Source organism: Endozoicomonas sp. Z74, assembly GCF_057680865.1.
The window spans coordinates 22,121-43,618 of record NZ_JBLYZI010000033.1 but is presented as its reverse complement, the minus strand read 5'-3'; the positions used below and the strand labels follow the sequence as shown (position 1 = coordinate 43,618).

Here is a 21,498-nt window from a genome sequence, read left to right as displayed (position 1 = left end):
CCAGTGATTGAAATATGGAAGTGGTAGATGAGAGAGTGAAGCGGCCTTATCAGAGGAATTTCTATGCTTCGAAATGACTTAAGTAAATGAAACGCAGCCCTGACCCCAGAAGAGTCACTGTTTTTTAGCCAACTTTTGAGGTCGTTGAGCATCTGGCAGACCTTTGCCGTTTATCATCTTCCTAGACTTTTTGAGTATAGCCGGTTTTTGAATGTCTGCAGGAGGCTCTCCATAGTGAAGGTCCATGTAGTTGGCGATTGCAATGCTGATGGAAGTGATTATATAAACAGGCCATAGGAAGCCCTGGCTGAGAAAGGTGCCTGAGACGCAGAAACCCACCAGGCCCGCATAGGTGCCTACGGCTATTGCGGTCATATGTGGGTCGTAGTCTGGTGATCCTTTATTTCTGTCAAGCCTGTGCAGTGATTTGCGGACAGACATGAAAATCGTGAAAATCATAAAGGCAAACAGGCCAAAGCCGATGAAGCCGGACTCTGACATAACCTGAAACCAGGTGCTATGGGTCACATGAGCCTGGCCTTCAGCGCGACTATGAGTTGCATAATCCCAGTAATTATCCAGGAACAGCGATAGTCCAACTCCAGTCATGGGGTTGCGAATAGCCATGTTGAATGCAGCTTCCCATGCGTGAATCCGGCCCATTGCGGACTCATCAACCCCTTCTTCCCCGGAGCCGCCCGACTTTCTATCACTGATCCCGGCGGCTGCAACAAGAATCATAAGACCAAAACTACCAATACTGATCAGTAGCAATTTTGACTTGATGATTCTGAGTCCGAATATGCCAAAAACGGCAACCGTAGCCAGCAAGCCCCCCCGGCTCTGGGTGGCAATTATGGAAGATACAAATACGATAACCCCAATTAGCCCCAATAACGTTCTTAATTTGCCAGTGCCTCTGGTGACTGCAAAGGCAACGGCATAGCTCATAGGAAAGCTGAGAACAAGGGAAAGGTCGTTAGGATCTCCCAGGCTGGTGTTAGGAATGGTCACACGGGTTTCTTCTACCATTCCAATGCCATTGGCATTGTTGTTTAGGGTGACGTAGCCTACGGCCAGCCCAGAGCAGATAATCAAGAAATGCGCCAGTTTAAAATGCCAGTGTTCGGTCATCAACCAGGAAATGGCCAGCACCATTATACCGATTTTCATATAGACACTGGTGAAGCTACTGAACGCTGTTGGAGGATAGCTGGAAAAGGCGATTCCAATGACAACCCAGCCAAAAAAACGGGCAAAGATGGTGTGTTCATAGCGCCAGTAAACCTGCACTTTACGGGTCAGAATTATGTGCCAGCCTAGTACAAAGTAAGAGGCGAGGGCGGTGAGCAATGGAATTTTAATAGGGTCGAGCTGTGGGAATACCTCATGAAGGCGAAAAAAAGAAAACATGATAAATATGAGGACGACGACGAAAGGTTTTTTCAGGATAAACAGCAAGCCAAGAGGAATCACTGCCAGTGGCAGGAGAGCGATTGGGTGGGGAAAGATAAGGCTGGGTAGCATAGCCAGAATGCAGTATGCCGTAACCGTAATAGTCTGGTACTGGTTGTTGAAAATGCGCTCTGCTGTTGGAAGATGCGCTTTCATGGGTCATTGCTTCCTGACTAATGCCTTAAATATGAAAGAGTGGTCAATAAATGTTGACGAAAAGCCAATAACATTGTGAATAAAAACAGGAATGCTCCGGCCAGAATCATTAAGGCCAGTAACAGCTCGCTGTGCATATGCTGTGATAGTTGAGAACGCATCAGCATAAGGCCTGTAAGCATTACTAATGAGCTAACGAGGCTGGGCAGCATACTTTTGATAAATGCCATGGTTTTGACATGAAAAGTTGGCAGCATGGCTTTAACATGAAGTGCGAAGCTGGCCAGGTTCAGAGCCAGCCATGCCCAGCAGGCACCTTCGACACCGTATTGGATCCCCAGGAAAAAGAGGGGAAGCCCAAGAATTGACCATAGTAAGGTACGAGTGTTTTTTATAGGCTCCCCCACTGCAGTAATACTGGTTGCCAGCATTTCTGACAGCATTCTGAAGGGGCTGGATAAACAAAGGATTTGAAAAGGAACAATGGCTGCCTGCCATTTACTGGATAAGACCAGGGTGATTAGCTCCGGAGAAATTGCACCCATTCCCAAGTACATTGGAAAAATGATCAGGCTGGCCAGGCGGGTTGATTTCAGTAAATACTGCCCGGCAACATCCTTTTCCTGCTGAAGTTTGGCAAAAGAGGAGAGACTGAGATGATTGAGCAATTCACCAATCTTGTCACTGGGTAAATTAGCAAGGTTTCGGGCAACGGAGAAAACACCTAAATCAGCCTTAGTGAGTAACCGGCCTATGCTGATGTTGCCAAAAACGTTAAACAGATAACGAAGGACGTCATTGACGGTGGCAAGGCCACTAAACCCAGCCATCTTCGAGAATCCCCTGAAGTTGAGTGCTGGCCATACCCAGCAAGGTGCGATCAGGTTGTATCCAATGGTGGCTATCAGGCGCATACAAAGGTGGCCATATATGAGTGCCCACACTCCGAGGCCTGCTGCTGCCATGGCCAGGGTTAAAAGGCTGGTGATCAGTGTTGTGTAAAACTGTACTTTTTCCCGTTGCTTGAACAACATTCTTCGGCTGGCCATCGAATAAGGAAGGGTATGGAAAATCATTATGAGGTGCTGGCAGGCCACAGCCTTGATCAGAATAGTGACTCTAGGTTCTGAAAAAAAATTGGAAATCAGGTTGGAAATAGAATAAAAAAAGATGAAAAATATCAGGCAGGATATGAGGTTAACAGTGAATGCCTGACGAACTAATGAAGGGTTGAGCTCTTCAGCTTGAATGATGGCTTTTCCAACACCAAAGTCGCCCATCAGAGCAAAAACACCGATAAAAGCCATGGTCATGGCCATCAGCCCATAATCATCTGGCGTAAGGAGACGGATAAGGATCAAGGTATTGACCCAGGTGAAAATTTGGGCTGCCAGTCTTAATATGGCACCTGTTTTTAGCCCTTTAATGACTCTATAACCCAATTCCATTTATGCTATCCCATAGCTTTGATGCAAATGGTGGTTGATCTTCGATGACCTGTTAACTGTTGTTTCTGGTTTTAAGCAGGCCATAACTGTCCCTGCTTTTTGACGGCATCCTGATAAGTTTCAAAAATCTGGGGAAGAATGGCCTCATGAGAATAACCATTGATGATTGTCGCCACACAGGAGGTTTTGAGTTGCTGCTTGATATCAGGCGATAACGATTGCCAGAATTGCAGCAGATTGCTCATCTGTTGAATGTTACCTGCGGGTGCAATCCATCCATTAACCCCTTGCTGTACCAGGCTGGCTAAGCCTCCAACATTAAAGCTCACTACCGGGACTCCATGAGACATGGCTTCAAGGGCTGTCATGGGAAGCCCCTCATAGCGAGAGGTGATGCATAGAAGGCCTACATCCTGCCAGTGCTCTGCCATACAGGGTACCTGCCCCATAAATTGGACATTCTGAGTAGCCTGTTGGTGCAAAATTGTTTCCATTGGACCTGAGCCGTAGAGCCTGAACTCAAGCAGGTGCTGATGTTTAGCCAGCTGGAGAAACAGATCTGGGCCTTTTTCATGGGAGAGCCTGCCAACAAAAGCAATGCTTTGACCTGAAGGTGTTGGCTGGGTGGGGAGTGCTACGAAGTTATTGATTTGCCTTGATGGAAAGAGGAGCTGTCTGGCGATTTCATCACTGACGGCAATGTTGGTGGAGAGCAGGCTTGTCATGCGATCAAGCATCGTATACAGGCGAACATGTCCTTCACCTGGATCACCATTATGGAAGGTTGACACCACTGGCGTGCCTGAAAATAGGGAAGTCAGGCGGCCAGTGATTCCTGCCTTATAGCCATGGGTATGTATAAGTAAAGGTTTGTACAGTTTTAACTTTGAGTGTAAATCGCACAAATGACCGTTAAGATAGCGAAAGCGAAGGTTTTCTTCGAAAAGTTTTGACTCAATTGGGTGTGGATGGTCATAACAACGGAAAAACCAGATTTCCACCGGCCATCCTGCATTGGACAGGGCTTTTGCCAGCTGGAGAACATGTGTTTCTATTCCGCCAAAATCTCGGGAATCCAGAAAAAGGATGATAGGCTGACTATTCATGACTCATGTTCCTTTACTGTTTCCGGCCATTGTTTCTTCCGAATAAAGCGTTAGGTTTGGCCATGAATTCGAGAAACTCATTTTCTGGCATCGGCTTTCCGTAGTAATAACCTTGACCTTCAAGACAGCCTATGCCGACCAGGTAGCCTTCCTGATCATGGGTTTCTATGCCTTCTGCAAGAACGTCAAGATCAAAGCTACGGCCTAGTTGGATAATGGCTTCAACAATAACGCTGTTCTCCTTATGCACTGGAAGACCTTCAACAAAGGATTTGTCGATTTTGATTTTGTCAAAAGGAAATTTTTTCAGATAGCTGAGTGAGGAATAACCGGTTCCGAAATCATCGAGTGTTAAAATCACGCCAATGCTTTTTATACTTTCCAGTTGTTTTTGTGAGGTTTCCACATCTTCAAGTATGCAGGTTTCTGTGACTTCTAACTCCATTGTATTCGGAGGAATTTGATATTTCTGCAAAAGATGAGCAACCCTGTCGGAGATATGTTTGTCTTGCAGTTGAATGGCCGAGAGGTTTATCGCCATCCGCAGAGAGGGGTATCCGGACTGATGCCATTCACGTAGCTGTTGGCAGGCGGCCTCAAGCACCCAGTCCCCTATGGGGATGATATCCAGGCTGCTTTCAGCCATGGGAATGAACATGTCTGGGGAAATGGAGCCTTTTTCAGGGTGTTTCCAGCGAAGCAGGGCTTCAACACCAGCAACTTTTCCCGTTTGATAATTGACTTGTGGTTGATACACCAGGCTGAGTTCATGATGTTCCAGGGCCTGGTGAAGATCCATTTCAAGCTTTTTGCGTTGTCTGATTTCAGAATCAATAGTGGCTATATAAAACTGATAGCGGTTATGGCTTCTGGACTTGGCCATAATCATGGCAAACTCCGCTTGTTGAAGAAGTTTGTCAACATTGTCACCATCATCTGGAAATAATGTGATACCAACTGTAGCGCTGATGGATAAATGTTCTTCATTGATTTCAAAGGGTTTTTCCAGCTGTTTAAGGAGGCTTTGTGCTAATTCAGCAGCCTCATAAGGTTGCTTGATATTAGATAGAATGATTGCAAATTGATCCTCACCCAGCCTTCCAATGTAAGCCTTGTTATTCAAATGATTTCGTATGCGGTCGACCAGTTTGAGGAGTATATGTTCAGCAGCATTGAAGTTGACTTGTGCATTTAAAGACTTGAAATCATCCAGGCCGAGGCAGAGAACCGCTATGTTTTCATTTCTAGTAATAGGGCGGTCGATCAGTCGGCTTAAATGTTTTTGTAGAGTACGACGATTGGGTAATCGAGTTAAATAATCATATTGGGACAACCGCATGATCTGGGCTTCGGCCTTTTGCCTCAAATTGAAGTGTTTTTCTATGCTTTCCAAAAGGTTATTGGCAGTTTTAACCCAAAGTCCAAGCTCATTTTTTTCATTCCCCCTTGGCAAGGGGAGCTTCTGTTGACCTGGTTGTTCAGGGTCAATGCTGGAAAGATGATGGATTAAGCGGTTTAAAGGACGTGTCAGTAGAGAAGAGTAAATTAAATATAAAAGCAGAGCCATTGCAATGGCTCTGATAATGCCTGAAAACAGAACCAGGGCGGATCTTTGAATAAATTCTTTTCCATAGTATGCTGTGTCAATGGAGAGAAGTAGCTCTCCAATATAGTCTTTTTCTAGTTTGTCAGCATAAAGCGGGGTTCGGTAAATTCGAAGGGGTTTGAATATGTAGTCTGAGACCAGACGATAGCGGGATGCAGACAGCTTTCTTTCAACCATAGCCAGGCTGGGTTCACCATCGAGCTTAATAGCCGCTACCTGCACAGCCTGCATTTCAAATAAGCCATTAAGTATCTTTTGTCCCATTTTTTGGTCAAGTCTAACTGCAGATTGAAATACAGGTTCGTAGATTATCGAAATCATATCATTTGCTTTTTGGTCGATGGCGCTACTTGACTGATGAGCATCAAATATGATTTGGATCAAACTGAGAAATATGCCAAGAGTGCAGGCCGCTAGCAAGACTGCCTTTAACAGCTTTATGGAGAGGTGCGATGTTGGGTGCATGCCTTTGCGCGTATCCATAAAATGACTTTTTATCATGGCCATTGATTCAGAGTTTACGGATACTGCATTTCTGAATGCTTACAGGCATTTGTTTTACTGAATGTTAGAAAACGGCTTTATGGATTAACTATAGGGGGGGAGTTGTTGGTGTGGTTAGATAAAAAAGGAATGGCTGACTTATTTTAAATTACGAATAGTATTATCTTTAATTGAGAGGGAATCTACGTCTGGTTATCTCTTAAGGGTGACATTTTTTTGGCTTTTATATTGTTGATTCTTGTGTTTTCTCGTCAGGGTATGGGTTTTTTCTTAGGCGTAATTGTTTTCTTGTTTTTTAGTAATGGGGTTTTTCAATGTTGTCTAGTCTTTATAGGGTGTAGTTATGGATTGATAAAGCTTCTTCATCTTTTGAGATGGGGTGTTCTTATAAAGGGAGTTGTAAGAAATGGAATATGAAACTTATCGAGCAAGTAGCTGTGATGTTATTGAGTTGCATAGTGATTTAAATGCAGGTTCGGTAAACGATATCAGGAGCTCTTTTGACTATTTGATTAAAGACTGTTCTGGTGATGTTCTTGTTGATATGAGCTCAGTCAATGATCTTGATTCATCTGGAATCGGAGCCCTGGTTTTTCTTTATAAGAGGCTTAAGACTGAAAGAAGGAATCTTGGCCTGCTTGGTGTTAATGGGAAACCCGACGAACTACTGACAATGCTCAGGATAAATCAAACTATCAAGCAATATGAAAATATTGAGGATTTTGTCGGGAATAAATGAAGGTGGGATAGAAGAGTTGTGGTATAAGCAACCCTTCTATCGAATCAAAAAAATTTGCGTCGTTTTTTTTACTCTTTCACTTGTTTCCTGTGCTGGCTGGCCTGGAGAAGCTAATAGAAGCTTTAGTGTATCCAGTGAACGTAGCTTGAAATCGCGATCAATTGATCGAAATGATGTAGTTAAACTGTTGATTGTTAGTGAAGACCGCTATGTTGAGTTAAAGCATGCAGGTGGAGAATACTGTCTTCCAGGACAGATGGGGGCAATAAAAGATTTGCATCGATTGGCCAAGCATGAAATTGATGGAGGTCTATATTTCGATGCAGTCATAAACATTTCCAGGTCCTTTTCTGTGTTGGATAAGGCACGGTTCCTTATGGAGGAAATGGCTGAGGAAGGTGGGTGTGTTATTGATTATGCACTTGGTGGGGTAAAGGAGCAGGAAACCACCTTCTATTACAGTGATTCAATTCTTGGTCTTAAAGACTGGCATAGACCGCATGAAATAAAAGAATTTATGCAGCGGAGTGCATGGTAATGATTCTTTTATTTCACTATATATGGGATTGTTTTTCCCATGCTAAAAGAGAGCATTGTTTTTCATATAAGAAAAATAATGCTCTCTTTTTATTTGTTATTCTGTCTTTATTTTCAGGGGTGGGCTTATCTGATGAGGTTGTAGAAAAAGGTGGTGGTTTTTTTGTTGGTTTTTCAGGTGGTCAGCCAGGCATTCCTATTTTTACTGTTAATGATGCATTTCAGGTAAAGGTTCCTAGTGCTGGTTGGGTGAAGTTTTCAGATAATAAAGTTGAGGCTGCTAAGGCTGAGATTAAAAATATCCTTTCTAAAAAACATAAGATTAAAGAGATAAAGTACTTTAGTAAAAATGAACTGGTCAGATTAACGGTTCTTGGAGATATCAAGAAGCCAGGTAATTATTTTTTTCCAAAATCGTATAGCTTTGAATATTTTAATTTGTACGGTTCTTTTTATTCTGAAATAGAGTTCGGCTCCTCAATAACCGTTATTCGGTCCGGAAATAGAATAAGGCTCAGTGAAAAAGACTACTCTACTCAATCAATGAATCAGTCAGATGTCGTGCTTTTGTCTCTGGTCAGAAAGGAAAAAGTAGATATAGAAAAAGAGGTGGATGAAAAAAAACAGGAAATAAGTATTGATAAGCTGGATGCGTCTGACAATAAAGCAATTATAGAGAAACCACCTCTTGATCATATAGCTGACGTTAAAGCTAATAGTGTTGAACCTAAGGTTCCGGTTTTAGTTGAGGAACCTGGGAGCGACGAAAAGGAAGACGCTGAAGTTGAAAGTGATTATCTAGGGAGTTACTTGCTTCAGTCAGGAGATCTTCTTGTGATTGGTTTGCCCGGTGAGGAGGGGTTTAATAAAAACTTTTTGGTAGGCCGTGATGGTGCGATACAACTTCCGGAAATAGGATCTTTAAAAATAAGTGGCCTGACACTTAAACAGGCAGAAAAACGCATTTTTTACTCCCTTTCTGAAGCTTTTCTTGGGCTTGATAAATTATCAGTCCGATTGAAGGAAAAGCGATTGTTGATTACCGTTCTTGGTTATGTTAACTCACCTGGTGAAGTGGAATTACCAAATACGGGTAATGTTCAGATGGCAATCAATAAGGCTGGAGGTTTTACTGAAGGTGCCCTGCTTGATAAATTGCAATTGAGAAGAAATGGTGAAGTATTATTTTTTGACTTCAAAAAGTACCTGAATACGGGTGATGCTTCTTTTATTCCTGCTATTCAATCTTTGGATGAAATATTTGTCCCTGCCTCCCCCGATCTAAGCAGTGTTCATGGGGATGGCAAGGTATCTCAAGCTGATGGGATTGACTCTGTATCAGACCGCACAGAGATTAAAGTATTTGGTGAGGTGTTAAGGCCTGTCAGTTTTCCATTTAAAAGTGGTGTTAATGTGGTTGATGCTATTTTGCGGGCAGGTGGGGTTACCCGATATGCCAACGTGGAACAGGTACGAGTTCTCTCTGGTAGCAAACCTCTCTTATTTGATCTAAAAGCTTTTCTTGATACGGGTGTTGAAGAAAATCTTCCTGTGCTTAAGGAGGGGGCTACTGTCTATATTCCCAAGCAGGAAGAATCTATAAAAAGCGGAATCCGAATGGTTTATGTGATGGGGCAAGTCAATAAGCCTGGAGCATTTGAGACTGCGAAAGGAGCAAGCTTTCTTGATGTTGTGGCTAACTCCGGCGGCCCAAACCGTTATGCGGATATACGGTCAGTCAGAATCATGCGTAAGGATGGTAGCGTTATTGCCTTCAATCTTGAGGAATTTGCAGATGGCAAAATAAAAGAACTTCCTGAGATTAAGCAAGGTGATGCCATTTTTTTCCCAGAAAAGGCCCCGGGAACCGGGGATAATTGGCTAAAGACATCGACAATGGATTCAATCAAAATAGTGGGGGCTATTCAGAAACCTGGACGTTATAAGTGGTCTAAATCGGTTGATTTTATGGACTATCTGGCAAATGCAGGTGGTCCTACTGACAATGCCGATATTGCACAAATTAAGGTGATTTTCCCCGATGACAAGGGGGGGGCTGTTAGCCAGCAGTTTAATCTTCAGGAATTTATTGAGAATGGCGGGAGCTGGTCAAGTATACCTCAGCTGGTTGGTGGAGCGTCAATTATTATTCCCGAGTTGCCCAATATGCTAGCTAACCCAAAGTCTAGCTGGTTGAATGTTTCAAAAGAAAAAGCCATTTATGTAATGGGTTCTGTTATCACTCCGGGACGTTATGCATTCACTACGGAAATGGGATTTCTGGATATCCTTGCTGCAGCAGATGGGCCTGCTCAGGATGCTGATCTCAGCCAGCTGAGAATTATTCATCGCAGTGCCAGCTCCCCGAAAGTCAGCAAGCTGAATTTAGTCAATTATTTTGAGACGGGGGATGATAGTCTTTTACCGGTTGTTAAGCCGGGTGACAGTATTTTTGTCCCTTCCCGGAACAGGAAATGGCTCGAGAAAAAGAGAGAGGACACTGTCAGGGTTCTTGGGGCAGTGAACACCAGTGGACGCTATGATTTTGATAATAACATGACGATACTGGATCTGTTGGCAGAGGCTGGAGGTCCCACAAAAACAGCTCATGTTGAAAAAATCATTATCGTTAATAATTCCTGTTGTAAGAATCAGGCCTATACCTTTAATTTGATGGGTTTTATGAAAAATCCGGTTGCTTCACAACTTCCGGTTTTACGGGCTGGAGACACTGTTTATGTACCTGATTTTGCTCAGTCCGGCTGGGGAATATTCATGGATACAGTGAAAGATGTAGTGAATATTCTGACAATGGTTCAGCTTTTAAAAACTTTAGGTGTATACAGTGATTAAGCTACCGATCAACTATCTTGAGATCGAGGAGATATACAGCAATACCATTGGGCGAGGTATGCGCTCTCTGGCGATCACATCTGCTAATCCGGCAGAAGGGTGTTCGACACTGGCGTATACACTGAGTAAAAGAAGTGAGGCGGATGGAAAACATACCCTTCTGGTGGAAGTAAATATGCTGCATCCCGAGTTTGGTGAGATTTCAGGTCACCGACATACCGACTGGCTTCCTAATCCGGGTTCAGCGGATTCCTGCATTATGCATGATGAGGAGTCGGAAATTGACATCCTTCCGGCTCCTTGCGATACCGATGCAATAATGTTCAGAAATATTGCAAACCTGAATAAGTTAATGGAGCATTGGTTGGAAAAATACGATGCTGTCGTATTCGATACCTCTCCGGTCAACGCAAGAAACCGTCATAATATTCCTGCGGAGTCCATTTGTGCCATGGTTGATGGCACCGTTCTCATGGTGATGGCCGGGATTACTCGGCAGACTGAGTTTCAGAAAGCTATTGACCGGTTGACTCAGAATGAGGTGTCACTGATTGGCGTGGTATTTAATGACTATCGAAATCCCCGGCTTGCTGATGAAATATGCCGTGAAACTCACAGGCTTGACAAGTGGTTTCCCCACGCCATGGAAAAAGTTCGCCGTTATGTCCGGCGCTCCTCTTTTTTTAACATTGACCTCTAAGCAGCCAAAAATAGCAATATCCTTGAGCAGGTTCAGGTTGGGGGAGTGCTTCCAATCTCGATGACAGGTCCAAGGAACCTCGGACCGGTGTTGAGCAAATGGGTTTCCATAACAGCCAATACTCTTGCCATAACTTCCCGCGCTTTATTGTTAAAGTCCGAATCCTTTCCGTCTCCGGCATTAAAGGCAATGGCATCGATGTTCCGGTTAAGGGCAATATAAAGGGCTCGGCGATTATGGGAAGCCTGAGAGATGATGGTGAAGTGCTGCAGGTTGAACACATATCGGGCGCGAAGCACTGAGTCCAGGGTTCTGAAGCCCGCATAGTCACGATATATTCGATCCTGAGGGACACCCAGCTTCAGCAGGTCTCTCCGTATGGTGCTCGGCTCATCGTAATACCGGGTACTGTTATCTCCGCTGATCAGAATGTAATCTATCTTTCCTGCTTTAAACAACCGGAAGGCAGCGTCGAGTCGGAGTCGGTAGTGGTCGTTATCGCCTCCAAGGCGGGAATATTTGCTGGTGCCCAGCAGAACTCCGACGGAGTTGTAGGGCACGGAGTTGATGTCAGAATAGAGGGCGTTACGGGTTTCTCTTATGACCAGATAGTTACAGGCAACCACTATGGCTGCAAATACAACCAGCACCGCCACTCCCAGTCTGGCCAGCGTGGATAAATGGGTCAGACGTATCCCCATCAGTGACCTTTGTGTAACAGATTGTTCATTTCCTGAGTAGAGCATATCGCAGGGCTGGTATAAAGCAGTAGGAGCCAAGTCTACCTGCGATTATGAGAGGTTTTCCTGTTAATTTCATCTTGAATCTGATGGCTGATTAACAGGCTGGGCCTGGAAGGAATACCAAGGGCAGACAGAGTGAGTGGCGGAAGTTGCCGTCTGAGCACGGAATCCATAGTGTGTGCCAGTTTATTGGGTGACGATGCGCGTTCTGCCAGCCCTTTGGCAAGGATAAGGTTCTGGTAATGGGCGTCATTCACATAGATCACCGGCTTACCTTTATACAGCGCCTGTTGTGCGACGGATGACTGATGAACCACAACGGCTGAGGCGATGGTGCTCAAGACAGCAGTAGAGTAGGTTCCATGATGCAGGAAATTGACGTTGCGGCGGGCTTCAGAATGGATAATGCGCTGCTCAAATGCTCCGCTTTGCTTCGGATGGTGGGTAACGAGAAAAAGGACATCGGGCATCAGGCGGGTGGCCCTGATAAAGGTACGAAACGCCTTTGGGTAGTGCTTACTGTAGTCACCGGCAAACAGAACCACTGTCTGCTTCGGATGAATGTTCAGTGTTTTTCTGAGTTTGGCCGTATCCGTCTGCTCATAAATCTCGTCCCATGCCTCAAGAGCCGGTTGCCCGGTCACCTTGATGGATGAATGCTCTCTTTTGACCAGGGCCGTGAAGCTCCTTGCGGTTTCCCTGCTGGGCACGTGATATTCGGCAGAAGACTTCAGTTCATCCATAAAGGGGCGCACAAAGCTCTGGCTGTGAACGGGCTCAAAATTATCGTAAAAGGCAAATACCCTGGCACCCTTCCGGCTCATGACATTGGCCAGCTGGGCCTGGGCCCTGCTGGCCATGCCGGTATAGACAACCCGAGTTGTCACTTGGTCAGCGATATCATAAACCAGAGACTGATTAAGGGGCAGGTTTCGGTTGCTTCTCAGTTTCTCGTTATGGGTCAGGGCATCAATGGCTATCAGGGCTGGGTCTTCATTAAACACTTCTGCGGCACGTCCCATGGCCAGGACCCGGTATGGGATACCCTGTTGCCTGAGCTTTTGCTGGATACGCAGGAAGGCATTGCTTTCACCCTGGTCATAGGCCAGGAATAAAACGGCAGTTTTAATGGGAACCCGCTGGCTGCTTTGAGAAGTGGGCATAAAGGCCGTTAGAAAGAGAGTGAATGCGGTTGAGACAGCCAACAACCTCAATTTGTTACTTTTCACGTACAACCCCTGTGAACATCCTATTAACTTTGAACCTAGGTCGGGTTCCAGGGGTTGTAAATGTGAGTTACTTCCGGACCAGATGAACTCCCATTTCGGCGTGATGAGTGTAGGGAAACTGGTCAAACAGAGCGATGCGCTCAATGCGGTGAGTCCGGCAGATATTTGACAGGTTGTTTTTCAGGGTGGTCGGGTTGCATGAAATATACAGAATATGGTCAAACTGGCCGACCAGTTTTTCCGTGCCTTCATCTAGGCCTGCCCTGGGGGGATCCACCAGTACCGTCGAAAAGTGGTAGCTGTCCAGGTCGATTTCACTGAGGCGTCGGAACAGGCGCTCTTTATTCAGGGCCTGGGTCAACTCCTCACTGGACAGTCGGGCGATTTCAACATTGTTCACGCCATTGAGGGCAAAATTCTCCCGGGCTGAATGGACAGAGGTTTTGGAGATCTCCGTGGCCAGTACTTTTTCAAAATGGCCGGCCAGCACACAGGTAAAGTTACCATTGCCGCAATAGAGTTCCAGCAAGTCCCCTCCCTGGCTGGTACGGATCCCTTCACAGGCATTGCTGGCCCAGGTCAGCATGGACTCATTCACACCGGCATTGGGTTGGGTAAAACTGTTTTCAACCTGGGTGTATTTGAACGTTCTGTTCTTAACGGAGAGGGTTTCGGTGACGTAGTCACGGTTCAGCACCCACTTCTGTTTGCGTGCCCGGCCGATAATGCCGATACCGTAATGATTCTGGAGGTTCAGTGCGGCAGTTTTCCATTGATCATCCAGCTGGCGGTGATAGATCAGGGTCACCAGGGCTTCACCGGTCTGGGTGGTCAGAAACTCCATCTGAAACAGTCGTTTTCGAAGCGGTTCACATTTTGAAATGCTTTCCAGAAGGGGGCCCATCAAGCGGTTGATGGTTTCTGATCCGCTGGGAAAGCTTGTGACTTCAAAAGGCTGTTTGGTGTCTGGATCGAACATGCGGTAATAACTGCGATCCTTCTCATGCCATACGCGAAACTCCGCCCGCATGCGATAGTGCTCGGGCTTTGAGCGGAAGAGTTCCAGTTCCGGTATTTCAAAGTCCGCAAAATCCGTCCGGATAATCTCCGCCTTAGCGGCAAGTTGTTGTTCGTAAAGCTCTGGTTTGACTACGGCTAGCGACATGATGGTTGGATCGAAGTGAAAAACGGCCCGTATTATGGGCCGTTTATGGGAGCAGGTGAAGTGGTGTTTATTCTCTGCCAGGCGCTGTTTACCCTGAGTGAAAGAATTCACTCAGAAAGGGGCTTAGAAAATAGCCAGCTTAACAGCGAATAAAACAGAGAGGATGCATAAAGCGGAGTTCAGCTCTTTATAGCGTCCACTCAGCAGTTTAATGCCGGTATAGGAAATGAAGCCAAACGCTATACCAGTAGTGATTGAATAGCTCAGGGGCATGGAAACCGCAGCGATAACCACGGGTGCGGCTTCAGTAATGTCATCCCAGTTGATTTTCACCAGGCTGTGGGTCATCAGAACGGCCACAAAAATAAGAGCGGGAGCCGTGGCGTAAGGAGGAACCATTCCAGCCAGGGGAGAAAAGAACAGACAGGCAAGGAACAGGCAGGCCACCACTACCGCCGTCAGACCAGTCCTGCCACCTACGGTGATACCGGCAGCACTTTCAACATAACTGGTGGTGGTGGAGGTACCCATGGCGGCGCCGGTCATGGAAGCGACACTGTCGGCCATCAGGGCCCGGCCCAGGCGGGGGAAGTTGCCGTCCTTGTCCAGCAGATTCCCCTTCTGGGCAACGGCAACCAGCGTCCCGGAGGTGTCAAACAGGTCTACAAACAGGAAGGAGAAAATGATGCTGATCAGACCGACTTCCAGGGCACCGGCGATATCCAGTTTCATAAGAGTAGGGGCGATGCTGGGGGGAGTGGAAATAATGCCAGCCATTTCCACTTTACCGGCAATGATGCTGACCAGGGTGATAGCCAGAATACCGATCATCACAGAGCCGGTGACTTGACGGTAATAAAGTGCCACGATCACCACAAAGCCAATGGCGGTCATGATCGCGCTCCAGGAAGCCATGTCACCCAGAGTGACCAGTGTTGCAGGGTTGTCCACGATGATTCCGGCATTCTGCAGGGCAATGAACCCCAGGAACAGGCCTATGCCTGCGGCGATACCGCCACGCAGGGAATTAGGGATGCTGTTGATGATCCATTCACGGATTTTGAAAACGCTGAGCAGAAAGAAGCAAATACCGGAAATGAACACCGCTCCCAGTGCCACCTCCCAGGTGTAACCCATCTGGCCAACCACTGTGAAACTGAAGAAGGCGTTCAGCCCCATTCCCGGAGCCAGGGCAATCGGATAGTTCGCATACAATCCCATGATCAGACAGCCCACTGCGGCAGCCAGGCAGGTAGCTACAAAAACAGCCCCCTGATCCATACCCGTAGTAGCCAGCATGCTGGGGTTGACGAAGATAATGTAAGCCATGGTCAGGAAGGTGGTAATACCCGCCAGAACCTCGGTTTTAACATCAGTGTTGTGTTCTTTTAGCTTGAAGAGCTGTTCTAACATTTTGCCTGTACCGGGGTGCAACAAAACACTGAATTCTACATAAAAAATACTGTATATATAATAGGTAGATATATCTGGCGGGTGGTTAAGTAATGATCAGTGGGTGGTGAAGCCGATTCTGTCTGGAGGCAGGTCTTTTATTCCTGTTGAATCCAGAGGGTTATCCACAGATTCTGTGGTTAACTGGGTTGCTATAGTGAGTCTGCTTCAGTGGATGGGCTTTTCTGATGAATAGGCGGAATATGAGAAATACTCCTCAAGATAAAATTATCCGTGCGGTTCATGAGCCCGCCTTGAGTCGGGATCGGCGTTCAGGTGGTCTTATCAGGAGTCGGGAAGACTTTAATCGGAGACAGGCGGCGGTATTCGATCATGCCAGTGTTTTTTTTGCTTCTGGCGGGGCTTTGACGGAGGGTGTCAGGGGGCGCCTTGAGCGGATGGCTCAGTTGGGGATGAATGGGTTTGAGGGTGCCAGGGTGCTGGATGTGGGGGCGGGTTGTGGCTCTCTGACGGAATTTTGTATAAAACAGGATCCGCACTGCAGGTTGGTTGCGGTAGATCTGTCTGGAGAAATGCTGGATGTTTTGTCGGCGCGTTTTCCTGAGGTGATTTGTGTGCAGGGGGATGTGATGGATTATCAGGATTCGGAGTCATTTGATTGCATCTGGTGCAATGCCTGTTTTGGCAATTTTTATGATCCGTCTGCTGTTTTCAGGCATTTGTGTCAGCTGATGGCGCCTGGGGCTGTGTTGAATATCAGTCATCCAATGGGGCGGAAGTTTCAGGCGGGGCTTCACGAAGCAGATCCTCTCACGGTGCCTTATCTTCTGCCGGGAAGTAAGGAGGAGGCGCAGCAAGTTGCGAGAGGGACGGCTGTCATGCTGGAGCGGTTTATTGATGAGGAGGCATTCTATCTTGTGAGCTACCGTCACCCTTAAGCTGAGAGCTTGGGAGCCGGGTCAGTTGTTGCTGTATTTTCTTCATGGACTGACTGATTTTACGGCTGAGATGTGCGGTGAGGAAGAGGGTTTGTTCCATTTGCTCCAAGGCATGGCTGGCTTTTGCCAGCTTGTTCAAGCGGCTTGATGGGTGCGAGTGGCTGCTGGGTGAGTCGTTCTGGTATTTCATAAGCCAAGTATAGAAATGTTATACCCGGCTTTTTCAAGGTGCCTGTCAGGCTCCGCAGGGAGGAGGCCCTGCGGTTGTTTTTCAGGTTGTTGGCTTTTTTTATGCGACGGCAGGGCTGCTGTGCTGGCTGGCATTCATTGCCCTGGAGTCAAGTTCGGCCAGTAGCCTGGCAATCTGCTCCCGCTCGGATGCCTGGCAGTCTGATGACTTCTGGGACCGGGCGCGGCGATGACGGTCAATGGCGTCACGGATTCTCTGTTCCCTTGGATTCAGCTCAATAATGATTTCTGAGTGAGCTGCGGAGAGAGAGGGGGATTCAGTGCTCTCGTTTTCTGCGGTGTTTGTATCTTCTCTTTCTTTTTCCTGGTGTTCTGCCTGGGCTTCTGTCTGGGCTTGAAAGTTGCCAAGCTCCTCGGCTGCAGTGCTGTCTCCAGCAAGCACTGCATTGGCTGCCGCTTGAATGGCTTCCAGTTGAGCGGATATGTCGTCGCTCAGGCTGATGTGGTTCATTTGGACCACGGCGTTGGCCTGGGAGCAGTTTTCCGGCAGGGGTGCCGCTACCTTCTGGTCTTCTTCGGGCTCTTTTACAAGTGCTGGCCCGGGCTGTTTTAGTGGTGCCGGTGTTGCTTGAGAGGCGCTGGGTTGGTTCAGGCCGACTTTTTTCTCGCTATGGGCATTTGTTTCGCTGCGGGCGCCGGGGTCGGAAGGTGTTGCTTCATTTTTGGTTTCCGGTGTCGGGCTGGCAATCCCCATATCAACACTGTCGTTTTCAGCGTTAACCTCTGCAAAAATGCTGGCCAGCTCTTTTTCGATGCTGGACTTGCGGGCGCGGGTCTTCTTTTTTGGCTGAATTTTAACCGTGCTGGTTTTATAGCCCCTCAGGCTTTTGGCGTTCAGGGTTTCGAGGGCTTCCTGCTCCAGGGCGTTCAGTTCGTTGCGGTCGTCAACATAGTCCCACTCTTCAACAACAAAGCCTTCTTTGCCGTGTACCCTGATTTCCTGATACAGAGGGTAATCAAGATTCTGCTCAGCGGCAGCCACCATTTTTTCCCATTGGTCTATCAGGTCATTGCGGGTGGAGCCTACATAGACTTGAGAGGTGGTTTTATTGGTGACGGTGAAGATAATCAACGCTGTAAGACCTTGCTGTAAAGAAAGCTTCTAACGGAAACAGGCGGCGGATTATACCTGTGAATTTCTGCTTGTGCAGGAGGGAAAAGCTCGTATTTTCAGGTTTTTTTACGCGGTTGCATCGGGGTGTTTGGGCGGGCCTGTGTGCAGTCTGGTGAACCGCCGAAATAATACGTTGTAATAGGTGGTTTTTGTCGTGTTTTTAAGGGCTCGTCAGTGGTGGTGGCTGTCAAGATCCATTGCCATTACGATGGCATCTTCCCGGGTGTTGCCCATGGGGTAGTAGTTTTTTCGGACTCCGATTTCGCAAAACCCCTCTTCCAGATACAGTTGAAACGCCCTGGTGTTTGACTGTCGTACTTCCAGTAAAAAAGTATCACACCCTTTTGACTGAGCCATCGAAATCAGGTGTTGAAGCAATTGCCTGCCAATGCCCTGGCGCTGGTGCTGTTTGTCAACGGTAAGGATTAGCAGGCTGGCCTCGTTGGCAACGGTCATGACGACACTGTGACCGACGGGTTTTCCGTGGCGTTCCGCAATGCAGCAGAAATATCCGGATTGGATGCTGTCAGCAAAGTGGGACTTTTTCCATGGGTGTTCAGCGGAGGACTGCTCTATCCGGTGAATCTGCTCCAGGTCCGAGACGGTCATGGCTCTGAAGTTAAGTTCGGGCATGCTGGGTTTCCTTTCTACAGCTTCTGCTTTTTACCGTTGCAAAGGGGGATTAGAGGGTTGCCGCTGAAATTGTGGTGTGCAGGGGAGCCAGATCCTGCCAGGCTTCGGCTTTCAGGGAAGGTTGTTTCATAAGCTCGTTCAGGCCATGGCTGACGGCAAACCACTGTTGTCCGGTGGGGCCTTGCCTGATGCCGCGAAGGCTGTCAAAGCTTTGTTCCGGGTCAATGATGAAGCGGGCTGCCGCCTGGCCCAGCAGGAGAATGATTTTCTGTCGTGACAGGCCGTATTGATTGTTGAGAAAAGCCCTCACAGCATCTGCTGCGGCCTGATCATCCTGGCTGAGTTGGCTGAGCAAGCCGCGGTTCTGGCTGATGGGCCAGACAAACTCCCGGGGTTCCGGCGATGTTGATGAGGGGAGTTTCAAGGCTCGCAGGATGTCGTTGAGCAGTCGTTGATGAAAACGGCTGAACTGGTTCAGGCCTGAATGGGGCATTTCCGCTATCACCAGGCAGTCATCCCCGGCAGGTTCAATAATGAGCCGGAAGGGGGGGGCGGGTTGACTGTGCTGTCTGGTTTTGGTGGCTTTGGCTTCAGGCTCTTTGGTTGCCGGCTCAGGTTTGGCTTCCGTGGGCTGTGAAGCTGAAACAAATTGCCCCAGGATGTCAGCTGCCCGAGTCGGGGTGTACTCTGTCTGGTCAGTTGTTTTCAGGGTGGCCTGGTTGTCAGTGAGGTGGGTGCTCAGGTCAGTCTCTGACTGTTGCCGGATAAACTCGCTGGCATCTTCTGGTATCCAGTCGAAAGGTCTTGGAGGGGCGGCATTGGGCAGCTGGCAGCGGGGATACCAGGTTTGTATCCCCATTGCTTCAAGATAGGCCTGTCGCCGCTTTTCCTGTTGTGCCTCCTGCGGGAGGAGGGCTGCATCAGCCTGGCGGGAAGGGGTCTTGTTGTCACTGCCCTGCATAGTGGGTCCTGTGCTGGAAGCTGGCAGAGATCATCGGGTGGTCTGTTGCCAGCGTTGTTTATACCGTCCCTGTCTGGGGGTTGGCTTTGGTCAAGTCGGCTTCCAGCAGGTTAAGAGCGTTAATGTAGGCCTTGGCGGAGGCAATGACAATATCTGTGTCAGCACCGGAGCCGTTGACGATGCGTCCGTTTTTCTCAAGGCGGACGCTGGCTTTCCCCTGGGAGTCGGTTCCGCCGGAAATGGCGCTGACATTATACAGGGACAGGCTGGCCTGGGAATTCACGGCTTTTTCAATGGCCTTGAATACCGCATCCACTGGGCCGTCGCCACCGCTGACCATCTCTTTCATTTCACCGTTTACTTCAATGGTAAGGGTGGCCTCAGGAGCCAGTCCCATGCTGGAGGCGGCGTTCAGGTTAACCAGGCGGTATTTCTCTGCTACCTCCTCAGAGTGTCTCAATTCGCTGACCAGTGCCTGAAGATCTTCATCATAGATCTCCGGCTTCTTATCCGCCAGACGCTTGAATCGCTGGAAGGCGTCGTTCATTTCTTCTTTGTCGGCGAAGGTGATGCCCAGTTCTTCCATTCGAGTGGTGAACGCGTTGCGGCCAGAAAGTTTTCCCAGGGTCAGGCGGTTGGTATTCCAGCCCACATCTTCCGCGCGCATGATCTCGTAGGTTTCGCGGTGCTTCAGGACGCCATCCTGATGGATGCCAGACTCATGGGCAAAAGCATTGGCGCCAACAACGGCCTTATTGGGTTGCACCGGAAAGCCGGTAATGGATGACACCAGGCGTGAGGAAGGGACAATGTGCTGGGTGTTGATCCCTGTGGTCACTCCAAGATCATCTTTGCGGGTTTTCAGCGCCATGACAATTTCTTCCAGGGAGGCGTTGCCTGCTCGCTCTCCAAGGCCGTTAATTGTGCACTCTACCTGGCGGGCTCCATTCACCACAGCCGACAGAGAGTTGGCTACTGCCAGACCCAGATCGTTGTGGCAGTGGACCGAAAAAATGGCTTTGTCGGCGTTGGGGATGCGTTCAATTAATGTTTTTATGGTTTCTCCAAACTGGTGGGGCAGGGCATAGCCAACGGTGTCGGGAATGTTGATGGTGGTGGCACCTGCCTCAATGGCGGCCTCAATGATCCGGCAGAGGAAGTCCACTTCTGAACGGCCGGCATCTTCGCAGGAAAATTCAACGTCATCAATGCGATTTCGGGCGCGCTTTACCGCAAAAACAGCCTGTTTGATCACCTCTTCCGGGTCCATGCAGAGTTTGTGTTTCATATGGATGGGAGAGGTGGCGATAAAGGTGTGTATTCTGCCTCGCCGGGCAGGCTTCAGAGCATCCGCTGCCCGGTCAATATCACCCTCAAGTGCCCGGGAGAGGCTGCAGACGGTGCTCTCTTTGATGGTGGAGGCAATGGCTTTTACCGCTTCAAAATCTCCGGGGCTGGCCATGGCGAAACCGGCCTCAATGACGTCGACCCGGAGCTTTTCCAGGGCAATGGCAATCCGCAGTTTTTCATCCCGGGTCATGGCGGCTCCCGGGCTCTGTTCACCGTCTCGTAAGGTGGTGTCGAAAATCACAACCTGGTCGTTGTTGTGGACATGGTTCATGGCTTTTTCCTTCGCCCTGGGCATTGCAGGGGCATTGAGCTGGGTATTCGGATGTTAATCGTTTTTTTTTCAGGCCGGGAGGCCGGGGTCCGGGGAGAAGAAAATAATATGCCCTAAGGCAGTAGAAGTAGCAGGCGTGAAGGAGTGAAGAAGGCTTTAAGGCTTTGCATCCGGCTGTCCGCTCTGGAGACCGGTTGATCTATTGTTGTTCTTTCCTTGTTCATGGCGCTCTTCATCAAAGCATGTACACAGGTTTTTGGGCTAGGTAGTTGTACTATATAGGCAGAATATGGCGGGCACAAGAGAGGGGGTAACTTTATATTGCATT

At 48.0% G+C, this 21,498-nt stretch carries 17 protein-coding genes; 5 read left to right on the top strand and 12 right to left on the bottom strand.

The genetic code is table 11. The features are described from left to right. Nucleotides 1-114 precede the first annotated feature (114 nt). From ACNRUY_RS11740 to ACNRUY_RS11725, 4 genes are all read right to left on the bottom strand, one after another. Nucleotides 115-1,611 carry an O-antigen ligase family protein gene (locus ACNRUY_RS11740; protein WP_488111825.1) on the bottom strand — a complete coding sequence of 499 codons (1,497 nt, stop codon included), beginning with the start codon at nt 1,609-1,611 and terminating at the stop codon, nt 115-117. A gap of 17 nt (nt 1,612-1,628) precedes the next feature. Beyond that, nucleotides 1,629-3,059 (bottom strand): lipopolysaccharide biosynthesis protein, encoded by a 1,431-nt coding sequence (locus ACNRUY_RS11735; RefSeq protein ID WP_488111824.1) that lies wholly within the window; start codon nt 3,057-3,059, stop codon nt 1,629-1,631. A gap of 71 nt (nt 3,060-3,130) precedes the next feature. Further along, entirely contained in the window at nt 3,131-4,165 is a 1,035-nt protein-coding gene (locus tag ACNRUY_RS11730) for a glycosyltransferase family 4 protein (protein ID WP_488111823.1), read from the bottom strand. A gap of 13 nt (nt 4,166-4,178) precedes the next feature. Further along, complete coding sequence (locus ACNRUY_RS11725; RefSeq protein ID WP_488111822.1) at nt 4,179-6,254, bottom strand: putative bifunctional diguanylate cyclase/phosphodiesterase; 2,076 nt, start codon at nt 6,252-6,254, stop codon at nt 4,179-4,181. Nucleotides 6,255-6,681: 427 nt separating this feature from the next. Between ACNRUY_RS11725 and ACNRUY_RS11720 the strand changes: the two genes are divergently transcribed. Genes ACNRUY_RS11720 through ACNRUY_RS11705 form a run of 4 tightly spaced genes read left to right on the top strand, consistent with a single transcriptional unit; the run spans nt 6,682 to nt 11,104 of the window. Then, nucleotides 6,682-7,014: an STAS domain-containing protein gene (locus ACNRUY_RS11720; protein WP_488111821.1), complete on the top strand. Its 333-nt coding sequence runs from the start codon at nt 6,682-6,684 to the stop codon at nt 7,012-7,014. After that, on the top strand, nt 6,998-7,552 hold the full coding sequence (locus tag ACNRUY_RS11715; protein ID WP_488111820.1) for a hypothetical protein: 555 nt from the start codon (nt 6,998-7,000) through the stop codon (nt 7,550-7,552). The genes ACNRUY_RS11720 and ACNRUY_RS11715 overlap by 17 nt, the downstream gene beginning before the upstream one ends. Further along, on the top strand, nt 7,552-10,404 hold the full coding sequence (locus tag ACNRUY_RS11710; RefSeq protein ID WP_488111819.1) for an SLBB domain-containing protein: 2,853 nt from the start codon (nt 7,552-7,554) through the stop codon (nt 10,402-10,404). The genes ACNRUY_RS11715 and ACNRUY_RS11710 overlap by 1 nt, the downstream gene beginning before the upstream one ends. After that, nucleotides 10,397-11,104, top strand: a complete 708-nt coding sequence (locus ACNRUY_RS11705; protein ID WP_488111818.1) for a CpsD/CapB family tyrosine-protein kinase — start codon at nt 10,397-10,399, stop codon at nt 11,102-11,104. The genes ACNRUY_RS11710 and ACNRUY_RS11705 overlap by 8 nt, the downstream gene beginning before the upstream one ends. A gap of 32 nt (nt 11,105-11,136) precedes the next feature. On the opposite strand, the gene ACNRUY_RS11700 is transcribed toward ACNRUY_RS11705, so the two are convergent. The 4 genes from ACNRUY_RS11700 to ACNRUY_RS11685 all read right to left on the bottom strand — a co-directional run bounded on the left by ACNRUY_RS11700 (nt 11,137) and on the right by ACNRUY_RS11685 (nt 15,654). Next, nucleotides 11,137-11,805: a SanA/YdcF family protein gene (locus ACNRUY_RS11700; RefSeq protein ID WP_488111817.1), complete on the bottom strand. Its 669-nt coding sequence runs from the start codon at nt 11,803-11,805 to the stop codon at nt 11,137-11,139. A gap of 80 nt (nt 11,806-11,885) precedes the next feature. Continuing rightward, complete coding sequence (locus ACNRUY_RS11695) at nt 11,886-13,076, bottom strand: hypothetical protein (protein ID WP_488111816.1); 1,191 nt, start codon at nt 13,074-13,076, stop codon at nt 11,886-11,888. 67 nt (nt 13,077-13,143) lie between these two features. Beyond that, complete coding sequence (gene trmA / locus ACNRUY_RS11690) at nt 13,144-14,241, bottom strand: tRNA (uridine(54)-C5)-methyltransferase TrmA (RefSeq protein WP_488111815.1); 1,098 nt, start codon at nt 14,239-14,241, stop codon at nt 13,144-13,146. 123 nt (nt 14,242-14,364) lie between these two features. Further along, the gene (locus ACNRUY_RS11685; RefSeq protein ID WP_488111814.1) at nt 14,365-15,654 is read right to left on the bottom strand and encodes an NCS2 family permease; all 1,290 of its coding nucleotides are present in this window, start codon (nt 15,652-15,654) and stop codon (nt 14,365-14,367) included. A 227-nt stretch (nt 15,655-15,881) separates the two neighbouring features. Here ACNRUY_RS11685 and ACNRUY_RS11680 point away from each other — a divergent pair, with 227 nt between their 5' ends. Then, on the top strand, nt 15,882-16,592 hold the full coding sequence (locus ACNRUY_RS11680; protein ID WP_488111813.1) for a class I SAM-dependent methyltransferase: 711 nt from the start codon (nt 15,882-15,884) through the stop codon (nt 16,590-16,592). Nucleotides 16,593-16,881: 289 nt separating this feature from the next. Here the strand turns inward: ACNRUY_RS11680 and ACNRUY_RS11675 are convergent, their stop codons facing one another. The 4 genes from ACNRUY_RS11675 to ACNRUY_RS11660 all read right to left on the bottom strand — a co-directional run bounded on the left by ACNRUY_RS11675 (nt 16,882) and on the right by ACNRUY_RS11660 (nt 21,170). Beyond that, entirely contained in the window at nt 16,882-17,913 is a 1,032-nt protein-coding gene (locus ACNRUY_RS11675; protein ID WP_488111812.1) for a GIY-YIG nuclease family protein, read from the bottom strand. A gap of 213 nt (nt 17,914-18,126) precedes the next feature. Beyond that, nucleotides 18,127-18,588: a ribosomal protein S18-alanine N-acetyltransferase gene (gene rimI / locus ACNRUY_RS11670; protein ID WP_488111811.1), complete on the bottom strand. Its 462-nt coding sequence runs from the start codon at nt 18,586-18,588 to the stop codon at nt 18,127-18,129. A 49-nt stretch (nt 18,589-18,637) separates the two neighbouring features. After that, nucleotides 18,638-19,549, bottom strand: a complete 912-nt coding sequence (locus ACNRUY_RS11665; RefSeq protein ID WP_488111810.1) for a uracil-DNA glycosylase family protein — start codon at nt 19,547-19,549, stop codon at nt 18,638-18,640. A gap of 58 nt (nt 19,550-19,607) precedes the next feature. Beyond that, on the bottom strand, nt 19,608-21,170 hold the full coding sequence (locus ACNRUY_RS11660; RefSeq protein ID WP_488111809.1) for a 2-isopropylmalate synthase: 1,563 nt from the start codon (nt 21,168-21,170) through the stop codon (nt 19,608-19,610). Nucleotides 21,171-21,498: the final 328 nt, after the last annotated feature.